The following is a 26556-nucleotide window of genomic DNA, read 5'->3' on the forward strand; positions in this document are numbered from 1 at the left end:
GCCTGGGTCTCGGCCGAGGTCTTGGCCCGAGGTCTTGGCCTACGGCTCATTTTGAGGGCGCGCGCGTTGCGTGCGCGTCCCGGCGGCTTTTGGCCCCCTTGAAGGCATCCGCGCCAGCGGGCACATTGCCCGCCCAATCAAACGCGTGGGTGGAGCATGAGCACGTTCGAACACATCATCGTCGAAAGCAAAGGCGCGGTCGGCATCATCAAGCTGAACCGGCCGAAAATGCTCAACGCGCTCTCCTTCGGCGTCTTTCGCGAGATCGCGGCGGCCGTCGATGATCTCGAAGCCGATGACGCCATCGGCTGCATCGTCGTGACCGGCAGCGAGAAGGCCTTTGCCGCCGGCGCCGACATCAAGGAGATGCAGCCGAAGGGCTTCATCGACATGTTCTCCGAGGATTTTGCCGCGATCGGCGGCGACCGCGTCGCACGCTGCCGCAAGCCGACCATTGCCGCGGTCGCCGGCTATGCGCTCGGCGGCGGCTGCGAGCTCGCGATGATGTGCGACTTCATCATCGCCGCCGACACCGCCAAATTCGGCCAGCCCGAGATCACGCTCGGCACCATTCCCGGCATCGGCGGCACCCAGCGCCTCACCCGCGCGATCGGCAAGTCCAAGGCGATGGATCTCTGCCTCACCGGCCGCATGATGGATGCAGCTGAGGCCGAACGCTCGGGCCTCGTCAGCCGCATCGTGCCGGCCGACAAGCTGATGGACGAGACCATGGCGGCGGCCGAGAAGATCGCTTCGATGTCGCGGCCCGCGGTGGCGATGGCCAAGGAAGCGGTCAACCGCGCCTTCGAGACCACGCTTGCCGAAGGCATGAGCGTCGAGCGCAATCTGTTCCACTCGACGTTCGCGCTCGAAGACCGCTCCGAAGGCATGGCGGCGTTCATCGAGAAGCGAAAGCCGGTGAACAAGAACCGGTAGGCTTCATGCGGCGCGACTCTGCAGCAGCGCCGCGCTGACCAGCGCGCGATAGAATCGCTCGGCCCACGTTTTTGGGCGATCGAGGCCGAGGCGTGCGAGACACGCCTCGGCGTCTGTATCAGGCTTTTGCAACAAGCCCTGCCACAGAAGATCCGCCAGCGCGCGCAGCGAATGTTGCGCGCCCTGGAGAATCTCCAGCGCCGGAATGAGGCGCTGCTCCACCTCGGTGAAATCGCAGCCGAACGGGAACGACGGCAACAGCCCGGCCTCGCGCGCGGGCTTGAGCGCTGCCGCGATCCGCTCGGGATGATTTTCGCGATGGGCCGCCGGAATTTCGTAGCCCCGCGGCAGTTTGCCGGCGGCCTTCGCAACACGCGCGAGCTCGTCCTGGAAGCGCGAGTCGGCGATCTCGAGCATGGCCGCGATCACATCGGCATCCGACTTTCCCTTGAGGTCGGCAACGCCGTATTCGGTGACGAAGACATCGCGCAGATGGCGAGGAATGGTCTCGTGTCCGTAGCGCCAGAGAATGTTGGATTTCAGCGCAGTGCCGCCCTGCCGCGTGGCTTCGAGCGTCAGAACCGATCGCGCGCCGTGAAGCGCGAAGGCCTGTGCCACGAAGTTGTATTGCCCGCCGACGCCGCTCACGACCTGGCCGTCGTCGAGACCGTCGGAGACCGCTGCGCCCAGCAGCGTCGCCATCATCGCGTTGTTGATGAAGCGTGCATCGACGCGATCGCGGCGCTTCCGATCCTCCTCGCCATAGAGCTCGTTGGTGAACGAGACCGGCATCATTTGGATGCGCGCGATCTGGTCCGGCGGCATCTCGCGCAACGCGCGATAGAAGGATTTGGGACCGAGAAAGAAGGCGCCGTGCAGCACCACGCCATCGACGGCGCGCTTGAGAATGCCAGCGTCGATCAGGCCGATGAATGCCTCGGTCACCATCTCGCTGACGCCGTAGAGGCCAGCCTCGAAGGCGCCGGCCTCCTGCGCAACGGCCGGTCGCGCCGGAGACAGCCGCGTGACAACATCATGAAACGCTGCGCTATTGCGATGACGCAGGATCAGGCCCTGCGCGAGCGCATCGCCGATCTGCCCGATGCCGATCTGAAGCGTGCCGCCATCGGCCACGGTCGATGCCGCGTTCAGGCCGATGGCGTATTTGGTATCGGAGATCGGCTCGGACGGCGGCGCGAACAGAGGGAAGTCGGTCGCCGCGCTGTCCAGCACGGCGCTGAACTCCTCGGCTGGAAGATCGCCAGGGCCCGGCATGAACGGCAGCTCGGAATTCACCTGCGCGACCAGCTTGAACGACGCGCGTCCGGCGTGCCGCTCGCGCAGCACGTCCAGCGTCGTATCGGTGTTGCAGGACAGGCTGTAGCGCGGCACGCCATCGACGACGCGCTTGGCCACCAGTTGTGTCACCACGTTCATCCCGCGTGTCAGCAGATAGCTTGCCGCGTGGGTGTAATTGGCCGAGATGTAATTCTGCTGCGCCACCGGCACATGCAGCCAGCGTCCGGCAAGAAAGAAGAATTCGACCACGCTGATGTTGGGCGGCAGCCGATTTTCGCGCAGCGCCGCGGCATAAGCCAGATCGGGGTACAATCCGAACAGGCGGTCGATCACGGGCGTGATGAACCGGCGTTCGATCAGGGCCTTCGGCTTCGGCTTTTCCAGGGTCAGCGCCGACAGCAACGTCAGCTTGATGTAAGGATCCGCGCAGGCCCGCGCATAGAGGGCGTTGATCACATCATTGGCCTTGCCGAGACCGAGCGGCAAACCGACCACCAGATCGGTTCCGACGTCGCGAATGATCTCCTCCGCGAGCGCATCGGGATCGGAGAAGAATTTCGGCTTCATCCGTAGAGTCCGGACCAGAATGACAGGCGCCTGACGGATTGAAACCGCCAAAGGTCCCTATAGCGCATTCGGTGCAGGATTCGTGTGTGACGCACCTGCAACAAGCACGGAATTCATGGGGGTTTCCCCCGCGGCAGTTTGCCTGCGGGACCGGCGCTGGGTAAACAGTTAAGAGAGCCGCCGTCGGCGGGGGCGGACAGCCGGGATTTTGCGGGATTACATGATTGGGCGTGCCGCCAGAGCTGGTCGCGTGTTGACGCGGCGTCGATCGGGCGTGGGTCCTGTCCTGACGGCATGGACCACGGTGGTGCTCTGTTGCGCGCTGCCCGCTGCGGCCTACGCGGAGGCCCTGCCGGAGGCGCTGGTCAAAGCCTACCAGACCAACCCGGCGCTCAATGCCGAGCGAGCGCGACAGCGCGCCACCGACGAGACCGTGCCGCAGGCGCTCGCCGGCTACCGGCCGCAGATCGTGGCGAGCCTGAGCGCCGGCCTGCAGGCGGTGCGCAACCTGCTTCCGGACAACACCATCCAGACCGCCAATCTCAAGCCGTGGATCATCGGCGTCACCGTGACGCAGACCCTCTTCAACGGCTTCCGCACCGCCAACAACGTGCGCGCCGCCGAGCTCCAGGTGCAGTCGGGCCGCGAGGCGCTGCGCAATGTCGGCCAGGGCGTATTGCTCGACGCCGTCACGGCCTACACCAACGTACTCGCCAATCAGTCGCTGGTCGAGGCCCAGCGCTCCAACGTCGCCTTCCTGCGCGAGACGCTGTCCATCACCCAGCGCCGCCTCAACGCCGGCGACGTCACCCCGACCGACAGCGCCCAGGCCGAGGCGCGCCTCAATCGCGGCCTTGCCGATCTCAATGCGGCCGAGGTCGCGCTCGCAGTGAGCCAGGCGACCTATTCCCAGGTGATCGGCAATGCGCCTTCGGCTCTTCGCCCCGCCGAAGTGGTCGATCGCTATCTGCCGAAGACCCGCGAGGACTCGATCGCGATGTCGATTCGCGAGCACCCGGCGGTGATGGCCGCCGGCTTCGACGTCGACGTCGCCTCGACCAATATCCGAGTCGCCGAAGGCGCGCTGCTGCCGAGCGCCAGCGTCCAGGGCAGCGCCAGCAAAAGCCGCAACAACGACCCGACGCTCGGAACTTTCGCCGAGGACCAAGCCTCGATCGTCGCCAACGTCACCGTGCCGATCTATGACGGCGGCCAGGCCGCCGCGCAGACAAGGCAGGCCAAGGAAGTCACGGCGCAGAGCCGGCTCGTGCTCGACCAGGTGCGCAACCAGGCGCGCACCGCAGCGGTCAGCGCATGGGTCGCCAATGAAGGCGCCAAGATCGCGGTCTCGGCCTCGGAGTCCGAGGTGAAGGCCGCCACCGTCGCGCTCCAGGGCGTGCAGCGCGAGGCCGCCGGCGGACAGCGCACGACTGTCGACGTGCTGAACTCGCAGGCCGATCTGATCCAGGCCAGGGCCCGCCTGATCGGCGCGCTGCGCGACCGCGTGATCGCCTCCTACACCCTGCTCAGCGCCGTCGGCCATCTCGACGTCAAGACGCTGAGCCTGAACACGCCAGACTATCTGCCCGAGGTGCACTACCACCAGGTCCGCGACGCCTGGCACGGCCTGCGCACGCCGTCCGGGCAGTAACTTCAAGTCTTCCGGCCGACACCCATGAAGAGCCGCCGCATCCATCTGATGGGAGCTTCGGGATCCGGCGTGACGACGCTCGGACGTGCGCTTGCCGGCCGGCTGGCGCTGCCGCATCACGACAGTGACGATTATTTCTGGCTGCCGACGGCGCCGCCCTACCAGACGACACGCCCCGCCGCCGACCGCCTGCGCCTGATGCGCGAGATGTTTCTGCCGCGTCTCGATTGGGTGTTGAGCGGAACCGTCACCGGCTGGGGCGACGAGCTCGTCCCGCTCTTCGATCTCGTTGTCTTCGTGACCACGCCGCGCGAGCTTCGTATGCAGCGCCTGCGTGCCCGTGAGGCTGCGCATTTCGGTGCTGATGCCGTCGCACAGGGCGGCTGGCGTTACCAGGAGACGGCGTCGTTCGTCGATTGGGCCGCGCACTACGAAGCCGGTGATCGCGACGGCCGCAGCCTCGCAAAAGATGAGGCGTGGCTTGCGGGTCTGCCCTGCCCGCTCGTCCGCGTCGACGGCGCGCGGCCGGTTGCGGAGCTGGTCGAGCAGCTATGCGCCGACGTGGCGGGACTGCCCGGCTGATGTGATAACGTGCGCGCGCCTTCCCCGCCGCCGGAGCAGCCATGATCGACAAAATCTACGCGCACGCAGCGCAACCCGCGACGCCGATCAATTTCGACGTGCCGGCGCATGCCTGCGACTGTCACACCCATATTCATGGCGACGTCGAGAGATATCCATTCTTCACGGGGCGCGTCTATACGCCGGGACCGGCAAGCCCCGAAGAGATGGCGGCGCTGCACAAGGCGCTGCATATCGAGCGCGTGGTGATCGTCACGCCGAGCGTCTACGGCACCGACAATTCCTCCAGCCTGTTCGGGATGAAAGCGCGCGGCGCGACCGCGCGCGGGGTGGCCGTGATCGACGACAAGACCACGGAAGCTCAGCTCGATGCGATGCATGCGGACGGCTTTCGCGGCATCCGCATCAATCTTGCGACCGACGGCGTCAACAATCCCGAAGTCGGCCGCGCCCGCTTCACCGCCGCCATCGAGCGCATGACGGCGCGCGGCTGGCATGTGCAGCTCTACACCACGCTGTCGATGATCTCGGCCATCAAGGATCTCGTGCTGGCCTCACCTGTGCCCGCGGTGTTCGACCATTTTGGCGGGCTCGCGGCCTCGCGCGGACTGGAGCAGCCCGGCTTTGCCGACCTGGTCGCGCTGGTCAAATCCGGCAAAGCCTATGTGAAGATTTCGGGCGCCTATCGCTCGTCGAATCTCGCGCCCGACTATCAGGACATGTTGCCTTTTGCGCGCGCACTCATCGCTGCGAACCCCGATCGCATCGTCTGGGGCACCGACTGGCCCCATCCGGATTCGGCGCAAGTCGAGGGCCGCAAGGCCACCGACCTCGCACCGTTCCACGCGATCGACGATGGCCGCCTGCTCAACCAGCTTCCGGTGTGGGCGCCGGATGCCGATGTACGCAAGAAAATCCTGGTCGACAATCCGGCGCGACTCTACGGCTTCTGAGGGTCTCTAGACTAGCGCGCGCGGCGGGAGAAGAAGGAGATCAGCACTGGCAGCGTCACCAGGATCACGATCGGCGCCAGCATCATGCCGGTGACGACGACGACCGCGAGCGGCTTCTGCACCTGCGAGCCGATGCCCGCGGACAGCGCGGCCGGCAGCAGGCCGACGCCGGCGACGACGCACGTCATCAGCACGGGCCGGAGCTGCAATTCGCCGGTGCGGATCACCGCGCTTACGCGGTCCATGCCTTCGTCGATCAGCTGGTTGAACTGCGACAGGATGATGATGCCGTCCATCACCGCGATGCCGAACAGCGCGATGAACCCGATCGCTGCCGAGACGCTGAAGGCGGTGCCGGTGATCAGCAGGCCGAGCACGCCACCGAAGATCGCCATCGGGATCACGCTCATGGCGAGCAGGGTGTCGGTCATCGAGCCGAAATTGAACCAGAGCAGGATGCCGATCAGCGCCAGCGAGATCGGAACCACGATCGACAGCCGTCGGATCGCGTCCTGGAGATTGCCGAACTCGCCGACCCATTCCATGTGCGAGCCGGGCGGCAGCTGAACCTGGTCGGCGATCTTCTGCTGCGCCTCGCGGATGGCGCTGCCGAGATCGCGCTCGCGCACCGAGAACTTGATCGGCAGATAGCGTTCCTGCTGCTCGCGATAGATGTAGGCGGCGCCGGAGACGAGGCTGATCGTGGCGACTTCGCTGAGCGGAATCTGGGTGACGGAGCCGTTCGGCCCGGGCGCACCGATCCGTATGTTCTGGATCGCCTCGGCGCTGCGGCGATATTCCGGCGCGAGGCGAACAATAATCGGGAAGTGGCGATCGGAGCCCGGCTCATAGATATCGCCCGCGGTGTCGCCGCCGATCGCGACCTTGATGGTGGCGTTGATGTCGCCGGGGGCGAGCCCGTAGCGCGCCGCCTTGGCGCGGTCGATGTCGATCTGCACGGTCGGCTGCCCGAGCGAGGTGAAGACCGCGAGGTCGGTGACGCCCTGCACGGTTGCCAGCACCGACTTGATCTTGTTGGCGGTGTCGGTCAGCGCCTGGAGATCGTTGCCGAACAGCTTGATCGAGTTCTCGCCCTTCACGCCGGAGACGGCTTCGGAGACGTTGTCCTGGAGATACTGCGAGAAATTGAACTCGACGCCGGGGAAGCGATCGTCAAGCTGCTTGAGCAGCTCCGCGGTCAGCACCTCTTTATCATGCGTGCCTGGCCACTCGCTCGCAGGCTTCAGCGGCGCGAAGAACTCGGCATTGAAGAAACCGGCGGCGTCGGTGCCGTCGTCGGGACGGCCGTGCTGCGAGACCACGGATTCGACCTCGGGCCGGGCGCGGATCAGCTTGCGCATCTCGTTGACGTAGGAGTTGCCCTCCTGGAGCGAGATGGTCGGCGGCAGCGTAGCGCGGATCCAGAGATTGCCCTCTTCGAGCTTGGGCAGAAATTCGAGGCCGAGCAACCGGCCGAGCGCGACCGTCATCAGCACGAGGCCGACCGAGGCGCCGAGCATGATGTTGCGGTTGGCGACGGCCCAATTCAGAACCGGCATATAGATCCGATGCAGGATCTGCATCACCCTGGTCTCGGTTTCCTCGACATGTGCAGGCAGGATGATCGCGGATAGCGCCGGCGTGACGGTAAAGGTCGCGAGCAGGCCGCCGGCGAGCGCATAGGCATAGGTGCGCGCCATCGGACCGAAAATATTGCCCTCGACGCCGGACAGGGTGAACAGCGGCAGGAAGGCTGCGATGATGATCGCGGCGGCAAAGAAGATCGAGCGCGAGACGTCGGCCGCGGCGCTGAGGATGGCGTGGCTCTTCATGCCGAACAGCGTCTCGGGCGACATCTGCTCGGATTCCGTCAGCGGCGTGGTCTGCGTCAGGCGGCGGAAGATGGCCTCCACCATGATGACGGTGGCATCCACGATCAAGCCGAAATCGATGGCGCCGACCGACAGCAAATTGGCCGATTCCCCACGCAACACCAGAATGATCACGGCGAAAAACAGCGCGAACGGAATCGTGGCGCCGACGATCAGCGCGCTGCGCAGATCGCCCAGGAAGATCCACTGCAACAGCACGATCAGGAGGATGCCGACCACCATGTTGTGCAGCACGGTGTGGGTGGTGAGCTCGATCAGGTCGCCGCGGTCATAGATGCGCTCGATGCGCACGCCGGGCGGCAGGATGCTGGACTCGTTGATGGTTTGAACGAGCTGGTGGACGCGCTTGATGGTTGGCGAGCTCTGCTCGCCGCGGCGCATCAGCACGATGCCCTGCACGATGTCGTCGGAATCGTCGATGCCGGCGATGCCGAGACGCGGCCTCTGGCCGACGGTGACGGTGGCGACGTCCTTGACCAGCACCGGATTGCCGTTGGTCTGGGCGATCATGGTGTTGGCGAGGTCGTCAATCGACTTGATCAGGCCGACGCCGCGCACCACGGCTGATTGCTGGCCGATATTGACGGTGTTGCCGCCGACATTGACGTTGGAGTTGCTGACCGCCTGGAGCAGCTGCGGCAGCGTCAGGCCGTTGGCGACGAGCTTGTTGTTGTCGACCTGAAGCTCATAGGTCTTGCTCTTGCCGCCCCACCCGGTCACGTCGATCACGCCAGGCACGGCGCGGAAGCGGCGCTGCAGGATCCAGTCCTGGATGGTCTTGAGGTCGAGCACGCTGTAGTTCGGCGGGCCGACCAGCCGATAGCGGAATATCTCGCCGATCGGGCTCAGCGGCGAGATCTGCGGCTGCACATTGCCCGGCAGCGGCGCGAGCTGCGCCAGGCGGTTCAGGACCTGCTGCAACGCCTCGTCATAGGTGTAGGCGAAGGAGAACTGCAGTTTGACGTCGGAGAGGCCGTAGAGCGAGATGGTGCGGATGGTCGTGAGGTTCTTCAGGCCCGCGACCTGCGTCTCGATCGGGATCGTGATGTAGCGCTCGATCTCCTCCGCCGACAGGCCCGGGCTCTGCGTGACGATGTCGACCATCGGCGGGGTCGGATCGGGATAGGCCTCGATGTTGAGCTGGTTGAACGCGATCAGGCCGCCGATGAGCACGGCGACGAACATGCCGACCATCAGGAAGCGCCGGTTGACGGCAAGGGCGACGAGGCGATCCATTCAGGGCTTCAGTTTGGCTTCAGTTTCTTGGGTCGTCGATCAGCTGCCGGACGCCGCGCGGTCGATGAACAGACTGCCTTTGACGACGATCCGTTCGCCGGGCTTCAGGTTGCTGGTCACCTCGACGAGGTTGCCGTTGATGAGGCCGATCTTGATCTGGCGCAGCTCGACCGACTTGTCCTCGCGCGCGACCCAGATGCGGACCTGGTCGCCTTCGTAGATCAGCGCCTGCTTCGGCACCGCAGGCGCCGCGCGGTCGCCGGCCGAATAGATCGTGACGTTGGCAAACATTTCCGGCTTGAGCAGGCCATCCTTGTTGTCGATGGTGGCGCGGACCAGCAGACGGCGGGTATTGGAATCGATCGCGGCGGCGACGTAGTTGATCTTGGCGGTCAGCGGACGGCCCGGCAGCGCCATCACGTTGACGCTGATGTCCTGCCCGACGCAGACCTGGGCAGCGTCGCTCTCGCGGACGAACGCGGTGAGCCAGACCGTGGAGAGATCGCCGATCACGAAGACCGGATCGCTGGCACCGGAATTGACGTATTGGCCGGGGCCGATCTTGCGCTGCACGACCGTGCCCGAGATCGGCGCATAGATCGTGATCTCCGGATTGATAGTGCCCTTGCTCTGGAACGCCTTGATCGTCTCGTCGGTAAAACCGAGGATGCGCAGCTTGTTGTTTGCGGCCTCCAGCGCCGTCACCGAAGAGCGCATGTCATTCTGCGCCTGGACCTGGGTCGCTTCCGCCTGCTGATAATCCTTGAGCGGAATGGCGCGGCCCTCGTAGAGATCCTTGGCGCGCCGGTACTGGATGTCGGCGAGCTCGAGCGCCGACTTTGCCTTGTTCTGCGACGTCATCGCCGCGATGAATTCATTCTGGGCCTGCACGGTGTCGGCGGCCTCGATTGTAAATAGCGGTTGACCTTGGGTCACGCTCTCGCCCGGCTTGGCGAGCAGCTTGGTCACGCGGCCCGCATAGGGCGAGAACACCGGCGTCGAGCGGTCCTCATCCACCGCGACCTTGCCTTCGGTGACGTACTCGGCGCGGAAGGCCTTGGCATTGACCGGCTCGATCGTCAGCGTCGCCCATTCAGACGGCGTCGGCGTAAAATTCTGGGCATTCCTGCGCGACTGGCTGGAGATTTCGGAGTGCTTCTTGTCATTGGCGCCCGCAAACAGGAAGCCGTAGGCGCCGGCGCCGGCAAGCGCCAGTAAAACTACGGATGCGATCACCCGCCGTTTTGTAAGCACCTGCAATCGCTTGGTATTTTCAGCTACCATGGGGCCCGGTTATGTCTGCGACGATCTCGGCAGACAACTGCCTCATCGATCGCGCTAATAGTGCCGAATTGAGATTTCAAACAACCTAAAAAACGCTGGCCGTCCTTCGGTTTGCGTTAAAATTTTGCGACACGTCAGCTTCACGTCAGCTTTGCGCAGGCCATTGCGGCGGATGGCTGCCGAGAGGCATTGCCGGACGGCTCCATTGCGCCGGCGTCCGTGACAGCACGGCCGAATGGCGCACTGCCGTCAACATGCTGAAGCCAGATGACACGGTCTCCATGAACGCTGCATGTACAGCTTCGCCCGTAATATCCGGGGTATTGAGACCGCCCTCGAGCCGACCGAGATTCCACAGCCAGCGTCCGGTCTGCGCCAGCGACACGCGCACGTGCCAACTGCCGCCTTCACGGGCCTGGCGCGCCTTGGCCATCATCGCGCCGAACGCCATCAGATAGCCTGTGGCGTGGTCGAGCATCTGCGCCGGCAATTCCTTGGGACCGTCGATGCCGGCAGCCTTTCCTTCCGCATCGTTGAAGCCGGTCGTGGTCTGCACCAGCGAATCGAAACCGCGCCGTTCGGCCCAAGGACCCGAATGGCCATAGGCCGACAGCGTGACGTAAACGATGCCGGGATTGACCTCGGCGGCCTGCTCCGGCGAGAAGCCGAGGGCCGAGAGCGCCCGCGGGCGATAGCCTTGCGAGACAATGTCGGCGTCCTTCAACAGCGCGCGCATCTGCGCCTGGCCCGCTTCGCTCTTCAGCTCGATGAAGGTGGTGAGCTTGCCGCGGCCGGTATCGATGGTGAGCCACGGAATCGCGGGCAGCTCAGGCCCCGAGACCAGCAGCACATCCGCGCCGTGCGCTGCGAGCGTGCGCCCCGCGACGGGACCGGCGATGACGCGGGAGAGATCGAGCGCGCGAAGACCAGAGAGCGGGCGATCGCCGTCAGGCCAAGGCTTGGGCGCGGCATCGCCGATCTTTTCGATCGAGATCAGCGGCAGCTCGGCGAGCGCGCGCGCCTGCGGCAGCGCCGACCATTCGTCGTAGGAACGCATCAGCGCGACGACACCGCCGGCAGCATAGGCCGCGGCCTCAAAATCCTCGCCCTTCCATTGCATCAGCGCAGCCTGCACTTTCTCGCGCTCGGGCACACAGCCAAGCACCTTGCAGACGGCGTCGCGGTGATGCGGAAAATTGGTGTGGCAGCGGACGAAGCGGTTGTCGCCGGTCTTGTAGACGCCGGCGATGGCGTCCCAGGCCGGCGGCGGTGGCTTGTCGTCGAGGCGCAGATAGCGCTCGGAACGGCATTCGACGACGGCGTGACGCATGTCGACGGTCACGTCCTGCACCTCGCCGCTGCGCAGCCGCCAGATTTCAGCAGCGGCGAGACCTGCGGCGGCGATTGTCGTCTGCCCGGCGACGGCGACACGGAACGAGGACGGGATCTGCGGCTCGTCGCCGGTCAGGCGCACGCGCGCGAGCGCGGCCAGGTCACCGCCGGCGGAGGTCCAGACGTTCCTGAGAATGTCGGTAGGGCTTTGCATGGCCTCTTCTCTCCCTTAGTTTTTGCGACCATTCATGAGCACATGAGGAAATGCAATGGCCGCCATCGATCCCCTCACCGCAGGCGCCGTGTTCGTCGCGACGGCGGCTACCGACGCAGTCTATGTGATGTTCACGTCGGCCGTGATTGCGCGCAAGCGCGTCCCGGCGGCGAACTGGAGCGCAGTCTGGTATCTGCTCTCCTCCTACGCGGTGATCAGCTACACCGAAAACGCCTTCTATGTCGCTTTCGCGGCGATCGGCTCCTGGGTCGGCGCCTACGCCTCGCTGACCTTCCTGCACCGTCCGCCCGGCGGCCCGCCGGTGGGGGCTTCGCCGGAGTGAGGGGAGGACTTTCTCCGCCTCCGCGGTTACACTCGTTACGACCAACAAAAAGGGAAAACCCAAACAATGGATCTCGGTCTCAAAGGGAAAAACGCCATCGTGCTCGGCGGCACGCGCGGCATCGGGCGGGCAATTGCGGCGACGCTGGCTGGTGAAGGCAGCAATGTTGCCGTGTGCGCGCGCAATGCGGAGCAAATCGCGGCCACCGTTACTGAGCTGAAGGCCAGCGGCATCCGCGCCACCGGCGGCACGGTCGACGTCACCGACGGCGCGGCGTTGAAGGCGTGGGTCGAGGGCGCGGCAAAGGAGCTCGGCGGCATCGACCTGCTGTTCGCCAATGCCGGCGCCATGGCGCAAGGCCACGATCCTGCATCATGGGAGCAGAATTTCCGGCTCGACGTGCTCGGCGCCGTGCATGCGTTCGACGCCGCGCGGCCATTCCTCGAGACCAGCGGCGAGACGAGCGGCGATGCCGCCTTCGTCATCATCTCCTCGATCTCGGCGGCGCAAGCCGATGTCGCGAGCTCCTACGGCCCGATCAAGGCGGCGCTGATCCACATGGCCAAGGGACTGGCGCGGCAATACGCAAAGAAGAAGATCCGTGTGAATGTCGTGTCGCCCGGCACCGTGTATTTCAAGGGCGGCGTCTGGAACATGATCGAGCAGAACATGCCCAAGCGTTACGAGGATGCGATGAGCCGCAATCCGACGGGACGCATGGCCACGCCACAGGAAATCGCGAGCGCGGCGGTGTTTCTGGCAAGCCCGGTGTCAGGGTTCACGACCGGCTCCAATCTCGTCGTGGACGGCGCGATCTCGAACCGGGTGAATTTCTAAAAGGTACTCTCCCCTCGTCATTGCGAGCGCAGCGAAGCAATCCAGAATCCTTCCGCGGGGACAGTCTGGATTGCTTCGCTACGCTCGCAATGACAGGTGTGGCGACATCCCGCACTCCCTCTCAATGAAAATCCCGCGACGGCGGCAGGATGCGGACGTTGCGGGGGTGGCGGATTTTTTGCGCGGGCATGTCCGCGAGGGCGCGGGGGTCTTCGTTGAGCGGCTCGACCACGGCGGCGCCTGCCGGGACAGGAGGCTTGCGGCTCAGCGCATCATTGGCCAACCCAACCAGGTCGTGCGAGCGGTCGATCATGCGCTGGGCGATCAGATGCGTCACCTTCTCGGGGCTGCTCTGGATATAGCCCTCGACCAGGATCAGGCGCGCGCCCATCACCTCTTTGCGGTACTGCTCCATGACCTTGGGCCACACCACGACATTGGCGATGCCGGTTTCGTCTTCCAGCGTCATGAACACCACGCCGCTGGCACTGCCAGGCCGCTGCCGTACCAGTACCACGCCGGCGCAGCGGACGCGGCGCCGCTCGTTCTCATGACTGATCTCCTTGCAGGCGACGATCCGCTCGCGCGAAAACGTCTCGCGCAAAAATTCCATCGGGTGGCCTTTGAGTGACAGCCGGATGGTCTGGTAGTCGGCGACGACCTGCTCGGGACGCGGCATCACCGGCAATGGTTTCGCCTGTTCGTCCGGCTGCTCGCGCGCGGTGGCCGCCTCGAACAATGGAAGAACTACGTCGTCGGGCAGCCGCCGCACCTGCCATAGCGCCTCGCGGCGATCGAGCCCGAGCGAACGGAACGCATCGGCATCCGCGAGCAGGATCAGCGCGCGCTTGGGCAGACGGGTGTCGCGGGCGAAGTCTTCGAGCGAGGTGAATCGCTGACGGTCGCGGGCCTTGATGATGCGGTCGGCCCAGTCTTCCTGCGCGACATATGTCTTGCCCTGGCGCTCCGCTTGCTGCTTTCTGAGGAACTCCTCATCGGGATCGAGCCAATGGAAGCCGTCGATCTGGCGGAAGCCGAGACGTACGGCGCAATATTTCTTGTCGGTGTTCTCCAGCGTGTTCTGCGCAAAGCTGTAGGACACGTCGATCTCGCGCACCTCGACGCCGTTCTTGCGGGCGTCGCCGACGATCTGCGCCGGCGCGTAAAAGCCCATCGGCTGCGAGTTTAGAAGACCGCAGCAGAAGGCGTCAGGATGATGATATTTCAGCCATGAGGAGATGTAGACGAGTTGCGCGAAGCTCGCGGCATGGCTCTCCGGAAAGCCGTAGGAACCAAAGCCCTTGATCTGGTCAAAGCAATTTCTGGCGAATTGAGGATCGTAGCCTCGGCGAATCATGTTGCCGATCATCTTTTCTTCAAAATTTCCTATGGTCCCCACGTTGCGAAACGTCGCCATGGCCCTCCGCAATCCGTTGGCCTCTTCCGGGGTAAACTCTGCGGCCACGATCGCGATCCGCATGGCCTGCTCTTGGAATAGGGGCACCCCTAATGTCTTGTGCAACACCTTATAGAGTTCGTCTGCCTCTCCATACTTAGGCGACGGAGCCGGATAATTTTCCTTCTCCTCACCGTTCCGCCGCCGCAGATACGGATGCACCATGTCGCCCTGGATCGGCCCCGGACGCACGATCGCGACTTCGATAACGAGATCGTAGAAGGTCCGCGGCTTCAACCGCGGCAGCATGTTCATCTGCGCGCGGCTCTCGACCTGGAACACGCCGAGCGACTCGCCTTCACACAGCATGTCGTAAACCTTGGGATCGTCCTGCGGGACGCTCGCCAGAACCCAACGCTCGCCCTTGTGCTGATCGATCAGATCAAAACACTTGCGGATGCAGGTCAGCATGCCCAGCGCGAGTACGTCGACCTTCATCATGTTGAGCGCATCGACGTCGTCCTTGTCCCATTCGATGAAAGTGCGGTCGTCCATCGCGGCGTTGCCGATCGGCACATAGGTGTCGAGCCGGTCCTGCGTCAGCACATAGCCGCCGACATGCTGGGAGAGATGGCGCGGGAATTCGATCAATTCGGTTGCAAGCTCGACCGCGAGGTTGATCATGGGATTGCTGGGATCGAGCCCGGCCTGCCTGACCTGCATGTCGTTGAGGCCCTTGCCCCAGCTGCCCCAGACCGTGTCGGCGAGCGCGGCAGTGACGTCCTCGGACAGCCCGAACGCCTTGCCGACATCGCGGATGGCGCTGCGTGGACGATAATGAATGATGGTGGCGATGATCGCGGCGCGATGGCGACCATAGCGGCGATAGACATATTGCATCACCTCCTCGCGCCGCGAATGCTCGAAATCGACGTCGATATCAGGCGGCTCCAGCCGCTCCTTGGAGATGAAGCGCTCGAACAGCAGATCGACCTTGGTCGGATCGACCGAGGTGATGCCAAGCACGTAGCACACGGCCGAATTCGCCGCCGATCCCCGCCCCTGGCACAGAATGTTCTGGCTTCGCGCGTAATGGACGATGTCGTGCACGGTGAGGAAATAATGTGCGTATTTCAGCTCGGCGATCAGCGCGAGCTCTTTCTCCAAGGTCGCGCGAAGCTTCGCGTCGATCTTGGTTATGCCACCAAAATACTTATCGACGCCCGCCCAGGTCAGATCCTCCAGATGCCCTTGCGCGGTCTTGCCCGGCGGCACCGGCTCGTCCGGATATTGGTATTTGAGCTGGTCGAGCGTGAAGTCGATCCTGTCGGCAAAGCGCATGGTCTCCGCGATCGCCTCGGGAAAATCGCGAAACAGCCGCACCATTTCGCGGGGCGTCTTCAGAAAGCGCTCGGCATTGGCTTCCAGCTTGCGTCCGACCGCCTCGATCGTGGTCTTTTCCCGGATGCAGGTCAGCACGTCCTGGAGGGGACGACGGCCGGGATCGTGATAGAGCACTTCGTTGGTCGCGAGCAGCGGCACTTTTGCTTTTGCGGCAAGATCGTCGAGCCGCGCCAGGCGACGACGGTCGTCGCCGCGATAGACCAGGCTCGCGGCCAGCCACACGCCTTCGGCGCGGCTGGCCTTGAGCTGTGAAAGTACATCCAGCGTTTTCGCATCCTCAAACCGATGCGGCAGCGTCAGGACCAGGAGCTGACCTTCCGAAAACTCCAGAAGATCGGGGAAGCTGAGACGGCATTCGCCCTTCTCGATCCGCGTGATGTCGTCGCCGCGTTTGCCTCTGGTGAGGAGCTGGCACAGCCGGCCATAGGCGGCGCGGTCGCGCGGATAGACGAAAATGTCGGGCGTGCCGTCGACGAAGACGATACGCGCGCCGATCAGGAGCTTTGGCTTGTGCAGCACCTTGTCATTGTCGAGCTCGTTCCAGGCCCGCACCACGCCGGCCAGCGTGTTGTGATCGGCGATGCCGATCACGGGAATGCCGAGCTTGCTGGCTTGATGCACATAGGAGCGCGGGTCCGAGCCGCCGCGCAGGAAGGAGAAGTTCGTGGTGATGCCGATCTCGGCATAAGCAGGCGTATTCATGCGAAGAGACCGTGCACATACCAACCGGGAGAAGCGGGCTTGCCTTCGGCGTCAAACACCTCCCCCTCGTAAAGACCATCGCGAAAGATCCAGAAGCGCAGGCCCTCCGCATCCTCGATGCGGAAATAATCCCGCGTCAGCTGCTTGCCGTCCTGCCGCCACCATTCCATCGCGATGCGTTCGGGTCCTTCCACCCGCACCACCGCATGTTTGGCGCGCCGCCAGGTGAATTGATGCGGCGGGCCATCAGGCACGGTCGCGAACGGCACCGTGACCGGCTCCGGTTTGTCGAACAGCCGCAGGGGACGCAGTGGCGGCTCGCTCTCGGCGCGCGCCGGCCATTCGGCCTGCATGGCGGCGGCGAGATGATGCTGCGCTGGCGCGGCCAGCACCGCCTGCTCGGGAATATGAGTGTCCTGCGGCAGATGCACGACGACGCGTTTTCCGCCGATGCGCGCGGCGATGCGGTCGATCAGCGCGGCGAGTTCGTCATTGTCATGGACATGAGCGTCGAGATCGCGCTGCTCCTGCACCACGATCTCGGTGCGGCTTGCCGACAGGCGCACCATGTCGAAGCCGAAGCCGGGATCGAGGGGATCGGCGAGCGCATCGAGACGCTCGCGGAACAGCCGATCGATCACAGCACTTCGCGTCACGGGACGCCCGGTCTCGACCATGATCGCGCGCACCACGCCATCGGTGCGGAAGAACGCGGCTTCCAGGCGTCGTGCACCCTTGCCCTGCTTCTCCATGGAGGCGATCAGCGTGTCGGCCAGCCGCGACAGCGTCATCGCGATCATGGTGTCGGTCGCGATCGGCTCGGCGAAGCGCTTTTCGACGATGTAGTCGGGCAGCGGTTTTCGCGGATTGATCGGCGCATCGCCATGTCCCAGCGCATGCGCGAGCAGCGTGGAGAACCGCGCGCCGAACCGCGCCGTGATTTCGCTCGGCGTGCGCGAGGCGACATCGCCGATCGTCTTCAGCCCGGCCCGGCGCAGACCGGTGGTGATCGTCTCGTCCGCACCAAGCGCGGACACCGGAAACCGGTCGATCGCCGCCGCCTCCCCGCCGTCGGCAACAATAACGCCAGGGGTCTGCCGCGTCAGCGTGCGCGCGCAGACCGAGGTGCTGGCGATCGCGGCGCCGACGGCAAAGCCCTGGCGCGCGAGCGCGCGAACCAGCGTCTGCAACAATGCAGCCTCGCCGCCGAACAGATGCGCGCAGCCGGTGATGTCGAGGAACAGCCCGTGCGGCGGATCGAGCGCCACCAGCGGCGTGAAGCGGTCGCACCAGTCGGCAATATCGCTGAGCGTCTTCGCATCGGCCATGACATCGGCGTCGAACACTTTTAAATCCGGGCACATCGCTCGTGCATTGGCCAGAGGCTGGCCGATGTGCAGGCCGAGGCGCTCGGCAGCTTCATCCAGCGCATGGATGACCAGCGCGTTGTTGTCTTTGATGACGACAATGCTGGGATCATTGGCTTTACCCAGCGCGCCGAAGAACCGCTGGATCCGGTCGATGGGCAGGCGCGGCAGCCACAGGCTGAGGATACGCCGACGGTTCAGAGAACTGGCACTCATGACACTTCCATTCCATGATCCACCGGCCACACGGGCCATGACGATTGCGCAACAGCTCGACATCGAAGCGCGGCGCGCCCCAGGCACTCCACGGCGCCGCAGGCATTGAAGCTGCGCCCGGCGGCGAATGCGCGGCGCGCAGCATCCATCGCGTCTCCGCAGTCGAGGGCAGCGGCTGCGCCGCCATCCGCAACAACAGACCGGTGACGCCGGACGATTGCGCGGCCAGCGTCAGCTTGCGGCTCGCCACCAGATCGAACTGCCTGGTTTCGCCCCAAAGCTCGAGCACGACGGCGCCGAGCGCATCGCAGGCGAGCGCATCGGCCGAGGTGCGCAGCGCGCTCTCCACGTCAGCCGCACGCACCATCACCACGCGGCGCGGATCGAGGCCGAGCTCGGCGAGCCCGCTCATCGAGAGCGCGCCGGTTTCAAGTTCCGAAAAATCCTGCCGCACCCACAGCAGCGGCCGGCGCACCGTGACGCGGCCTGCAAGCCCGGAGACAAAGCCCGTCGCGGCCGCGCCCTGACGCCCCTCGCAAAACACCTCGTGGATCGCCGCGCGTGCGAGCCCGCCTTTCAGCGCACGGTCCACCTCGCCGTGGCCGAGCGCGACGCGGTCGCGATGATGCACGACCTCCGCCGTCTCGATCCGTTCGATCTGGCTGCGCAAGGTCGCAAGCGCGCTCGTGCGTGCGCCGCTCATGCTCGCCGCTCCTTCAGGGGTGATTGCCGAGATTCTCAAAAATAAGAACCTGCGGCTGGCTCATTTGTTCATGATATGTTCTAATATAAAGCTAACGGCGGCCGGTGAGTCAATCGAATTGGTGCTCATCCGGATTCATCAAATGAATCAAAGGGATTCCGGGATGGACGTACAACGCAAGCTGGAGATTCTGGCCGATGCCGCCAAATACGACGCGTCGTGCGCCTCCAGCGGCACCGAGAAGCGGGATTCCAGCGACGGCAAGGGCATGGGCTCGACCGCGCCCGGCATGGGCATCTGCCATTCCTACGCGCCGGACGGACGCTGCATCTCGCTGCTCAAGGTGCTGCTCACCAACGCCTGCAATTACGACTGCCTCTATTGCGTCAACCGCGCCTCCTCCAACGTGCCGCGCGCCCGCTTCACCATCGACGAGGTGGTCAAGCTGACGCTCGACTTCTACCGGCGCAATTACATCGAGGGACTGTTCCTTTCCTCCGGCATCATTCGCAGCCCCGACTACACGATGGAGCAAGTGATCAGCGTCGCGCGAAAACTGCGCGAGGAGCATCACTTCCGCGGCTACATCCACCTCAAGACCATTCCGGAGGCCGACGACGCGCTGATCGCGGAAGCCGGCAAATATGCCGACCGTCTCTCCATCAACATCGAGATGCCCGAGGAGACCAGCCTGCAGCAATTCGCGCCGGAGAAGGACGTGCGCGCTATCCGCCGCACCATGGGCCGGCTGCGGTTGAAGCTCGATGAAGCGGAGGAAGGCCGCAGCACAAAGATGAAGACAAAACCGCAGCGTTTCGCGCCGGCCGGCCAAAGCACGCAGATGATCGTCGGCGCAGATAGTGCGAACGATCACACCATCCTGCACACCAGCGCCAATCTCTACGGCTCATACCGGCTGCGGCGCGTTTATTACTCCGCGTTCAGCCCGATCCCCGATGCCAGCCGCGCATTGCCGCTGGTACAGCCGCCCTTGCTGCGCGAGCACCGGCTCTACCAGGCCGACTGGCTGATGCGGTTCTACGGCTTTGACGTCGGCGAGATCGTCGACGACAGCGCCATGCTGCCGCTCGACATCGATCCAAAGCTCGCCTGGGCGCTGCGCCACCGCGACCGTTTTCCACTCGACGTCAACCGCGCCAGCCGCGAGGAGCTGCTGCGCGTGCCGGGCTTCGGCACCAAGGCGGTCGAGCGCATCATCGCCACGCGGCGCACCACCACGATCCGTCTCTGCGATCTGGCGCGGCTGCACGTGCCCCGCAACAAGGCGCTGCCGTTCATCGTGCTCAGCGATCACCGGCCGACGCCGCAGCATCTCGATGCTGCCAGGCTGATCGAACGGTTCAAGCCGAAAGCAACGCAACTGGGGTTTGGCTTCTGATGCAGTACATCACCCTCGACACCGAAACCGATTTCGACGGCTGGCGCAAAGCCGCCCGCACGCTCGTGCTTCATCATGTGAAGCCCACCGATGTCAGCTGGGCCGTGCAAGGCGGCGAAGCCGAGTTGTTCGCGCCGCCCGCGCCATCGCCGATCCTCGAGGTGAACGACGGCACCTTCAACGTATCAGGCAAATTCGTCGACCTCGCCCAGTCCGCCATCCTGCATCGCGATCCCGAGCGCTTTGCGATCCTCTATCGCTTGCTATGGCGATTGAGGAACAATCACGATCTCATCGAGGTCGCGACCGATCCTGACATCACGTTAGTGACGGCGATGGCAAGAGCGGTCCATCGCGACGAGCACAAGATGCACGCCTTCGTGCGCTTCCGCGAGATCGGCCGCGAACGCGCCGCGCATTACGTCGCCTGGTTCGAGCCGGAGCATCACATCGTCGAGCTCGCCGCGCCGTTCTTCGCCAAGCGCTTTGCCGACATGCCCTGGTCGATCCTGACGCCGGATCTCTGCGCGCATTGGGATGGCCACGCGCTGTCGTTCACGCCGGGCGTGAGCAAGAGCGAGGCACCAGGTGAAGACCGGCTGGAGGAAACCTGGCGGCGTTACTACGCCAGCATCTTCAATCCGGCGCGGTTGAAGGTGAAGGCAATGCAGACGGAGATGCCGAAGAAATACTGGAGGAACCTGCCCGAGGCTTCGATCATTAAACCTCTGATCGAGGACGCCGAGCGCATGACCGGCGCCATGATCGCCAATGCCGCAACCGATCCGCACAAGCCCCAGAAGCGGCCGGAGGCTCCGATGTCACGCAAGACTGCCGTCAACGATCTCGACGCGCTCCGCGAGGAGGCCGCGCATTGCCGTGCCTGCCCGCTCTACAAGGACGCGACGCAGACCGTGTTCGGCGAAGGCCCGAAAGACGCGACCATCATGCTGGTCGGCGAGCAACCCGGCGACAAGGAAGACCTCGCGGGCCATCCCTTCGTCGGCCCGGCCGGCCAGATGCTCGACCGTGCGCTCGCGGAAGCCGGCGTCGATCGCAAGAAGGTCTACGTCACCAACGCGGTGAAGCATTTCAAATTCGTGCCCCGCGGAAAGATCCGCCTGCACCAGAAACCGGCAACGCCGGAGATCAAAGCGTGCCGGCAGTGGTATGAGCGGGAAGTTTCGGCAATCCAGCCCGAGCTCATCGTGGCGATGGGCGCCACCGCCGCGCAAAGCGTGTTCGGCAAGATCACGCCCATCGGCAAGACTCGCGGCCGGCTCATAGACCTCCCCGACGGACGCAAGGCTCTGGTGACGGTGCATCCGTCCTATCTGCTGCGGCTGCCCGATCCGGAAGCGAAGGTGCTGGAATATCAGCGCTTTGTCGAAGACCTGACGATCGCTGCCGGCTTGCAGAAGAAGTCCGCCCACGCCGCCTGAGACGGCTGTCACGCACAGCAACAGAGCGTTGATAAGCGCCGTCATTTCAATTGCCTGCCGGCCATTTCAACCGCCTGTCACATGCCGCGCGCAAGATCGGGGCCTTGGGACAGGAGAATTTCCAATGAGTGACGTTGCTTTGCCAGGCTCCATCGAGCCGGCCTTGAGTAAGGGGCCAGACCTTAATCGCGGATTCCACCCGCTCACCGGCGTGATCTACATGGGGGTGATCGCCGCCGCACTGCTCTTCGTCGCCTACAGCATCTGGGTCGACGTCGATGCTGCCGGCGCGCAGGTCAAGAGCCTCGCTCCCTTCCTCCTGCTCTTCGTCGCGCTTCTGATCGCACTCGGCTTCGAGTTCGTGAACGGCTTCCACGACACCGCCAACGCGGTCGCGACCGTGATCTACACCCGCTCGCTGCCCGCCCACGTCGCCGTGGTGTGGTCCGGCATGTTCAACCTGTTCGGCGTGCTGCTGTCCTCGGGTGCAGTCGCGTTCGGTATCGTCTCGTTGCTGCCGGTCGAGCTGATCCTCCAGGTCGGCTCCAGCGCAGGCTTCGCGATGGTGTTCGCGCTCTTGATCTCCGCCATCATCTGGAACGTCGGCACCTGGTATTTCGGCCTGCCGGCCTCGAGCTCGCACACCCTGATCGGCTCGATCATGGGCGTCGGCATCATGAACGCAATCCTGCACGGCCGCAGCGGCACCTCGGGCGTCGACTGGTCCCAGGCCACCAATATCGGCAAGGCGCTGCTGCTCTCGCCGCTGTTCGGCTTTGCCCTTGCCGCCGGCCTGCTGCTGATCCTGCGCACCGCGCTGCTGCGCGCCACGCCGGCCCTGTTCGGCGAGCCGAAGGGCGACCAGCCGCCACCGCTGTGGATCCGCGGCATCCTGGTCCTCACCTGCACGCTGGTGAGCTTCTTCCACGGTTCCAATGACGGTCAGAAGGGCATGGGCCTGATCATGCTGATCCTGATCGGCACCGTGCCGACCGCCTACGCGCTCAACCGCGCGCTGCCGGAGAGCCAGATCGCTGCGTTCATCCAGAACTCGGACGCCGCCAGCAAGATCATCGAAGGCAAGGCCGCCGGCTACAGCGTGATCGGCAATCCACGGCCCGCCGTGACCAACTATGTCGCGCAGCATGAGGTCAACGGCGGCACGTTCCCGTCGCTCGCCGTGCTCGTGCGCGACATCGCCAAGCAGGTGACGACCTACGGTTCGCTTGCCAAGGTGCCGGCCGACCTCGTCGGCAACACCCGCAACGACATGTACCTCGTCTCGGAAGCGCTCCGCTTCCTGATGAAGGACAAGGAAGCCGAGCTCAGCGCCGACGACGTCGCCGTGCTCAACGCCTACAAGGGCTCGCTCGACAGCGCCACGAAGTTCATCCCCGGCTGGGTGAAGATCGCGGTCGCCATCGCGCTTGGCCTCGGCACCATGGTCGGCTGGAAGCGCATCGTCGTCACCGTCGGCGAAAAGATCGGCAAGACGCACCTGACCTACGCACAGGGCGCATGCGCCGAGATCACTGCGGCCGCCACCATCGCCGCCGCCGACATCTACGGCCTGCCGGTGTCGACCACTCACGTGCTGTCGTCCGGCATCGCCGGAACGATGGCCGCCAACGGCTCGGGTCTGCAATGGGCCACGATCCGCAACATCGCGATGGCCTGGGTGCTGACCCTGCCCGCCGCGATGATCATCTCGGGCACGTTGTATTATCTGTTCTCTCACCTCTTCTGAGAGACCGCCGCTTGCAAACGTCAAAGGGCCCGTGGGACGCACGGGCCCTTTTTCATTCCTGCCTGCGTCTTTGGCTTAGGACGCCGCGAGCTGTTCCTCGACCAGCTTGACCCAGTACGAGGTGCCGAACACGATCGCCGCGTCGTTGAAATTGTAGGCGGGGTGATGCAGGCCGGCGCTGTCGCCGTTGCCGCAGAAGATGAACGCGCCGGGACGCGCTTCCAGCATGTAGGCAAAGTCCTCGCCGCCCATCAGCGGCGACATCTCGAGCACATTGGAATCGCCCGCGACCTGTTTGGCAATCCGCGACGCCACCTCGGTCTCCGCGGCGTGATTGTTCACCACGGGATAGTTGCGCTTGTAGTGCAAATCGATCTTCGCGCCCGTGATCTGCGCCACGCCCGCCACGACTTCACGCACGCGCTTTTCGACCAGCTTGCGCACTTCCGGCGTCAGCGTGCGGATGGTGCCCCGCAGCGTGGCGGTTTGTGGGATGACGTTGCGGGCGTTGCCGGCGTGGAATTCGCAGATCGAGATCACGGCCGATTCCAGGGGATCGACGCTGCGCGCGACGATCGACTGCAACGCGGTAATCAGCTGTGCGCCGACCAGAACGGAATCGACACATTTGTGCGGACGCGCGGCGTGGCCGCCGAGGCCCTCGATCATGATATCGACCTCGTCGGTCGCCGCCATGATCGGGCCGGGCCGGATCGCGAACGAGCCGATCGGAATGCCGGGGCCGTTGTGCATGCCGTAGACCTGCTCGATGCCGAAGCGCTCCATCATGCCGTCGTTGACCATGGCCGCGCCACCGGCGCCGCCTTCCTCGGCCGGCTGGAAGATCACGACGGCGTCGCCGGCGAAGTTGCGGGTCTCGGCGAGATAGCGCGCCGCGCCGAGCAGCATCGCGGTGTGGCCGTCATGGCCGCAGGCGTGCATCTTGCCAGGAGTTTTGGAGGCGTAGGACAGGTTGGTCTGCTCGTCGACAGGCAGCGCGTCCATGTCGGCCCGCATGCCGATCACCTTGAGCCCCTCGCCGGCCGGCTTGTTGCCCTTGATCACGCCCACCACGCCGGTCTGGCCGATGCCGGTCACGACCTCGTCGCAACCGAACTCGCGCAGGCGATCCGCGACGAATGCTGCGGTGCGGTGGACATCATACAGCAGCTCGGGGTGTTGGTGGATGTCCCGCCGCCAGGCCTGGATATCGGGTTGAAGGTCGGCGACGCGATTCACGATGGGCATGGAGGGACTCGAGCTTTGTTGAAATTGCAGGCCTGTCTACCATGCAACCACCAGTCCACCCAACTGCCGGCAATCGGGTCTAGCTCTGCCCATGCGGCATGGCCGGACTTGTCCCGGTCGTCTTCGTCTGCCTATTAGGATGGAACGTTTAGAGATCATCCGGGTGGAAGCAGAATGCCAAGGCGGCTCGAAGGTGAGTTTGACTACATTGTCGTGGGCGCCGGCACGGCCGGCTGCATCGTTGCCAACCGGCTGTCGGCCGAGCCCAAAAACCGCGTCCTCATTATCGAGGCCGGTGGGGATGACAATTGGATCTGGTTCCATATTCCGGTCGGCTATCTCTTCGCGATCGGCAATCCGCGCTCGGACTGGATGTTCAAGACCGAGGCCGAGCCGGGGCTGAACGGCCGCGCGCTCGCCTATCCCCGCGGCAGGGTGATCGGCGGCTCTTCCGCGATCAACGCCATGATCTCGATGCGCGGCCAGGCCGCCGATTACGATCACTGGCGCCAGCTCGGCATGACCGGCTGGGGCTATGATGACGTGCTGCCGCTGTTCCGGCGGCTCGAGGATCACTTCCTGGGCGCAAGCGAGCATCACGGCGCCGGCGGCGGCTGGCGCATCGAGGCGCCGCGGCTGTCCTGGGACGTTCTCGATGCCGTTGGTGATGCTGCCGAGGAAATGGGCATCAAGCGCATCCCGGATTTCAACACCGGCGACAACGAAGGCACGAGCTATTTCCACGTCAACCAGAAGCGCGGCCGGCGCTGGTCGTCGGCGCGCGGCTTCCTCAAGCCGGCGTTGAACCGGCCGAACCTGCGGCTCGAGAAGAACGTGCTGGTCGACCGCCTGATCATCGAGCAGGGCCGCGCCGTCGGTGTGCGCTTCATCCAGAAGGGCGAGATCATCGAGGCGCGTGCAAAGCGCGAGGTGGTTCTCTCGGCAGGCTCGATCGGCTCGGTGCAGGTGCTGCATCGCTCCGGTATCGGGCCCGCCGACTGGCTGTCGCCGCTCGGCATCGACATCGTGATGGACAAGCCCGGCGTCGGGCGCAATCTGCAGGACCATCTCCAGCAGCGCGCGATCTACAAGGTCGAGGGCGTGCGGACGCTGAACGAGACCTATTACAACCTGTTCCGCCGCGGCCTGATGGGGCTCGACTACGCCTTCCGCCGCCGCGGCCCGCTGACCATGGCGCCGTCGCAGCTCGGCATTTTCACACGTTCCGACGCGACACGCGCGCGCGCCAACATCCAGTTCCACGTGCAGCCGCTGTCGCTCGACAAGTTCGGCGATCCCCTGCATCGCTTCCCGGCGATCACGGTGAGCGCCTGCAACCTCCAGCCGACCTCGCGCGGCACTGTGCGGCTGCGCTCGGCGACGCCGGACGAAAAGCCGATCATCGCGCCGAACTATCTGTCGACCGATGACGACCGCCGGGTTGGCGCCGACGCCATCCGCACCACGCGCCGCCTGATGCAGCAGAAGGCGCTGGCAAAATATCGTCCGAGCGAATACCTGCCCGGCCCCACCGTCGGCGATGACGATGCCTCGTTGGCAAAAGCCGCCGGGGATATCGGCACCACCATCTTCCATCCCGTCGGCACGGCGAAAATGGGCTCGGTGAGCGATCCCATGGCCGTGGTCGACGAGCGCCTGCGCTTCTATGGCCTCAGCGGCCTTCGCATCATCGATGCCTCGATCATGCCGACGATCACCTCGGGCAATACCAACACCCCGACCGCGATGATCGCCGAGAAGGGCGCTGCGATGATCATGGAGGATGCGAAGTAGCATCCAATCACC

At 64.6% G+C, this 26556-nt stretch carries 18 protein-coding genes; 10 read left to right on the forward strand and 8 right to left on the reverse strand.

Annotated elements, in window-relative coordinates; genetic code table 11:
• Window positions 1-156: 156 nt before the first annotated feature.
• Complete coding sequence (locus K3F49_RS12910) at window positions 157-936, forward strand: enoyl-CoA hydratase (protein WP_234681289.1); 780 nt, start codon at window positions 157-159, stop codon at window positions 934-936.
• Window positions 937-939: 3 nt separating this feature from the next.
• Here the strand turns inward: K3F49_RS12910 and K3F49_RS12915 are convergent, their stop codons facing one another.
• Complete coding sequence (locus K3F49_RS12915) at window positions 940-2802, reverse strand: acetyl-CoA hydrolase/transferase C-terminal domain-containing protein (RefSeq protein WP_234681290.1); 1863 nt, start codon at window positions 2800-2802, stop codon at window positions 940-942.
• A gap of 220 nt (window positions 2803-3022) precedes the next feature.
• Between K3F49_RS12915 and K3F49_RS12920 the strand changes: the two genes are divergently transcribed.
• The 3 genes from K3F49_RS12920 to K3F49_RS12930 are packed head-to-tail and all read left to right on the forward strand — an operon-like array spanning window position 3023 to window position 5988.
• A complete protein-coding gene (locus K3F49_RS12920) occupies window positions 3023-4453 on the forward strand; it encodes a TolC family outer membrane protein (RefSeq protein ID WP_234681291.1) in 1431 nt (476 codons plus the stop codon).
• A 24-nt stretch (window positions 4454-4477) separates the two neighbouring features.
• Entirely contained in the window at window positions 4478-5035 is a 558-nt protein-coding gene (locus tag K3F49_RS12925; protein WP_234681292.1) for a P-loop NTPase family protein, read from the forward strand.
• 41 nt (window positions 5036-5076) lie between these two features.
• On the forward strand, window positions 5077-5988 hold the full coding sequence (locus K3F49_RS12930) for an amidohydrolase family protein (protein WP_234681293.1): 912 nt from the start codon (window positions 5077-5079) through the stop codon (window positions 5986-5988).
• Window positions 5989-5999: 11 nt separating this feature from the next.
• Here K3F49_RS12930 and K3F49_RS12935 read toward each other — a convergent pair whose 3' ends face one another.
• From K3F49_RS12935 to K3F49_RS12945, 3 genes are all read right to left on the reverse strand, one after another.
• The gene (locus K3F49_RS12935) at window positions 6000-9116 is read right to left on the reverse strand and encodes an efflux RND transporter permease subunit (protein WP_234681294.1); all 3117 of its coding nucleotides are present in this window, start codon (window positions 9114-9116) and stop codon (window positions 6000-6002) included.
• Window positions 9117-9155: 39 nt separating this feature from the next.
• Window positions 9156-10400 carry an efflux RND transporter periplasmic adaptor subunit gene (locus K3F49_RS12940; protein ID WP_234681295.1) on the reverse strand — a complete coding sequence of 415 codons (1245 nt, stop codon included), beginning with the start codon at window positions 10398-10400 and terminating at the stop codon, window positions 9156-9158.
• Window positions 10401-10545: 145 nt separating this feature from the next.
• Window positions 10546-11946, reverse strand: a complete 1401-nt coding sequence (locus K3F49_RS12945; protein ID WP_234681296.1) for a CoA transferase — start codon at window positions 11944-11946, stop codon at window positions 10546-10548.
• A 55-nt stretch (window positions 11947-12001) separates the two neighbouring features.
• On the opposite strand from K3F49_RS12945, the gene K3F49_RS12950 reads away from it, so the two are divergent.
• Together K3F49_RS12950 and K3F49_RS12955 are read left to right on the forward strand one after the other, a co-directional pair.
• The gene (locus K3F49_RS12950) at window positions 12002-12289 is read left to right on the forward strand and encodes a hypothetical protein (protein ID WP_234681297.1); all 288 of its coding nucleotides are present in this window, start codon (window positions 12002-12004) and stop codon (window positions 12287-12289) included.
• A 66-nt stretch (window positions 12290-12355) separates the two neighbouring features.
• Window positions 12356-13126, forward strand: coding sequence for an SDR family NAD(P)-dependent oxidoreductase (locus K3F49_RS12955; RefSeq protein ID WP_234681298.1), 771 nt, complete (start codon window positions 12356-12358; stop codon window positions 13124-13126).
• A gap of 121 nt (window positions 13127-13247) precedes the next feature.
• Here the strand turns inward: K3F49_RS12955 and K3F49_RS12960 are convergent, their stop codons facing one another.
• The 3 genes from K3F49_RS12960 to K3F49_RS12970 are packed head-to-tail and all read right to left on the reverse strand — an operon-like array spanning window position 13248 to window position 18914.
• Window positions 13248-16628, reverse strand: coding sequence for an error-prone DNA polymerase (locus K3F49_RS12960; RefSeq protein WP_234681299.1), 3381 nt, complete (start codon window positions 16626-16628; stop codon window positions 13248-13250).
• Entirely contained in the window at window positions 16625-18211 is a 1587-nt protein-coding gene (locus K3F49_RS12965) for a Y-family DNA polymerase (protein ID WP_234681300.1), read from the reverse strand. The genes K3F49_RS12960 and K3F49_RS12965 overlap by 4 nt, the downstream gene beginning before the upstream one ends.
• Window positions 18114-18914 (reverse strand): ImuA family protein, encoded by an 801-nt coding sequence (locus tag K3F49_RS12970; RefSeq protein WP_234681301.1) that lies wholly within the window; start codon window positions 18912-18914, stop codon window positions 18114-18116. The genes K3F49_RS12965 and K3F49_RS12970 overlap by 98 nt, the downstream gene beginning before the upstream one ends.
• 163 nt (window positions 18915-19077) lie before the next feature.
• On the opposite strand from K3F49_RS12970, the gene K3F49_RS12975 reads away from it, so the two are divergent.
• From K3F49_RS12975 to K3F49_RS12985, 3 genes are all read left to right on the forward strand, one after another.
• The gene (locus K3F49_RS12975) at window positions 19078-20313 is read left to right on the forward strand and encodes a putative DNA modification/repair radical SAM protein (RefSeq protein WP_234681302.1); all 1236 of its coding nucleotides are present in this window, start codon (window positions 19078-19080) and stop codon (window positions 20311-20313) included.
• Complete coding sequence (locus K3F49_RS12980; RefSeq protein WP_234681303.1) at window positions 20313-21755, forward strand: UdgX family uracil-DNA binding protein; 1443 nt, start codon at window positions 20313-20315, stop codon at window positions 21753-21755. The genes K3F49_RS12975 and K3F49_RS12980 overlap by 1 nt, the downstream gene beginning before the upstream one ends.
• Window positions 21756-21879: 124 nt before the next feature.
• On the forward strand, window positions 21880-23502 hold the full coding sequence (locus K3F49_RS12985) for an inorganic phosphate transporter (RefSeq protein ID WP_234681304.1): 1623 nt from the start codon (window positions 21880-21882) through the stop codon (window positions 23500-23502).
• A 75-nt stretch (window positions 23503-23577) separates the two neighbouring features.
• Here K3F49_RS12985 and K3F49_RS12990 read toward each other — a convergent pair whose 3' ends face one another.
• Window positions 23578-24750, reverse strand: a complete 1173-nt coding sequence (locus K3F49_RS12990; RefSeq protein WP_234681305.1) for a M20 aminoacylase family protein — start codon at window positions 24748-24750, stop codon at window positions 23578-23580.
• Between the two features lie 174 nt (window positions 24751-24924).
• Here K3F49_RS12990 and K3F49_RS12995 point away from each other — a divergent pair, with 174 nt between their 5' ends.
• Window positions 24925-26544, forward strand: coding sequence for a GMC family oxidoreductase (locus K3F49_RS12995; protein WP_234681306.1), 1620 nt, complete (start codon window positions 24925-24927; stop codon window positions 26542-26544).
• The last annotated feature ends 12 nt before the right edge of the window (window positions 26545-26556 follow it).

Origin of the sequence: Bradyrhizobium monzae, from assembly GCF_021458635.1 — a bacterium.
GTDB lineage: Bacteria > Pseudomonadota > Alphaproteobacteria > Rhizobiales > Xanthobacteraceae > Bradyrhizobium.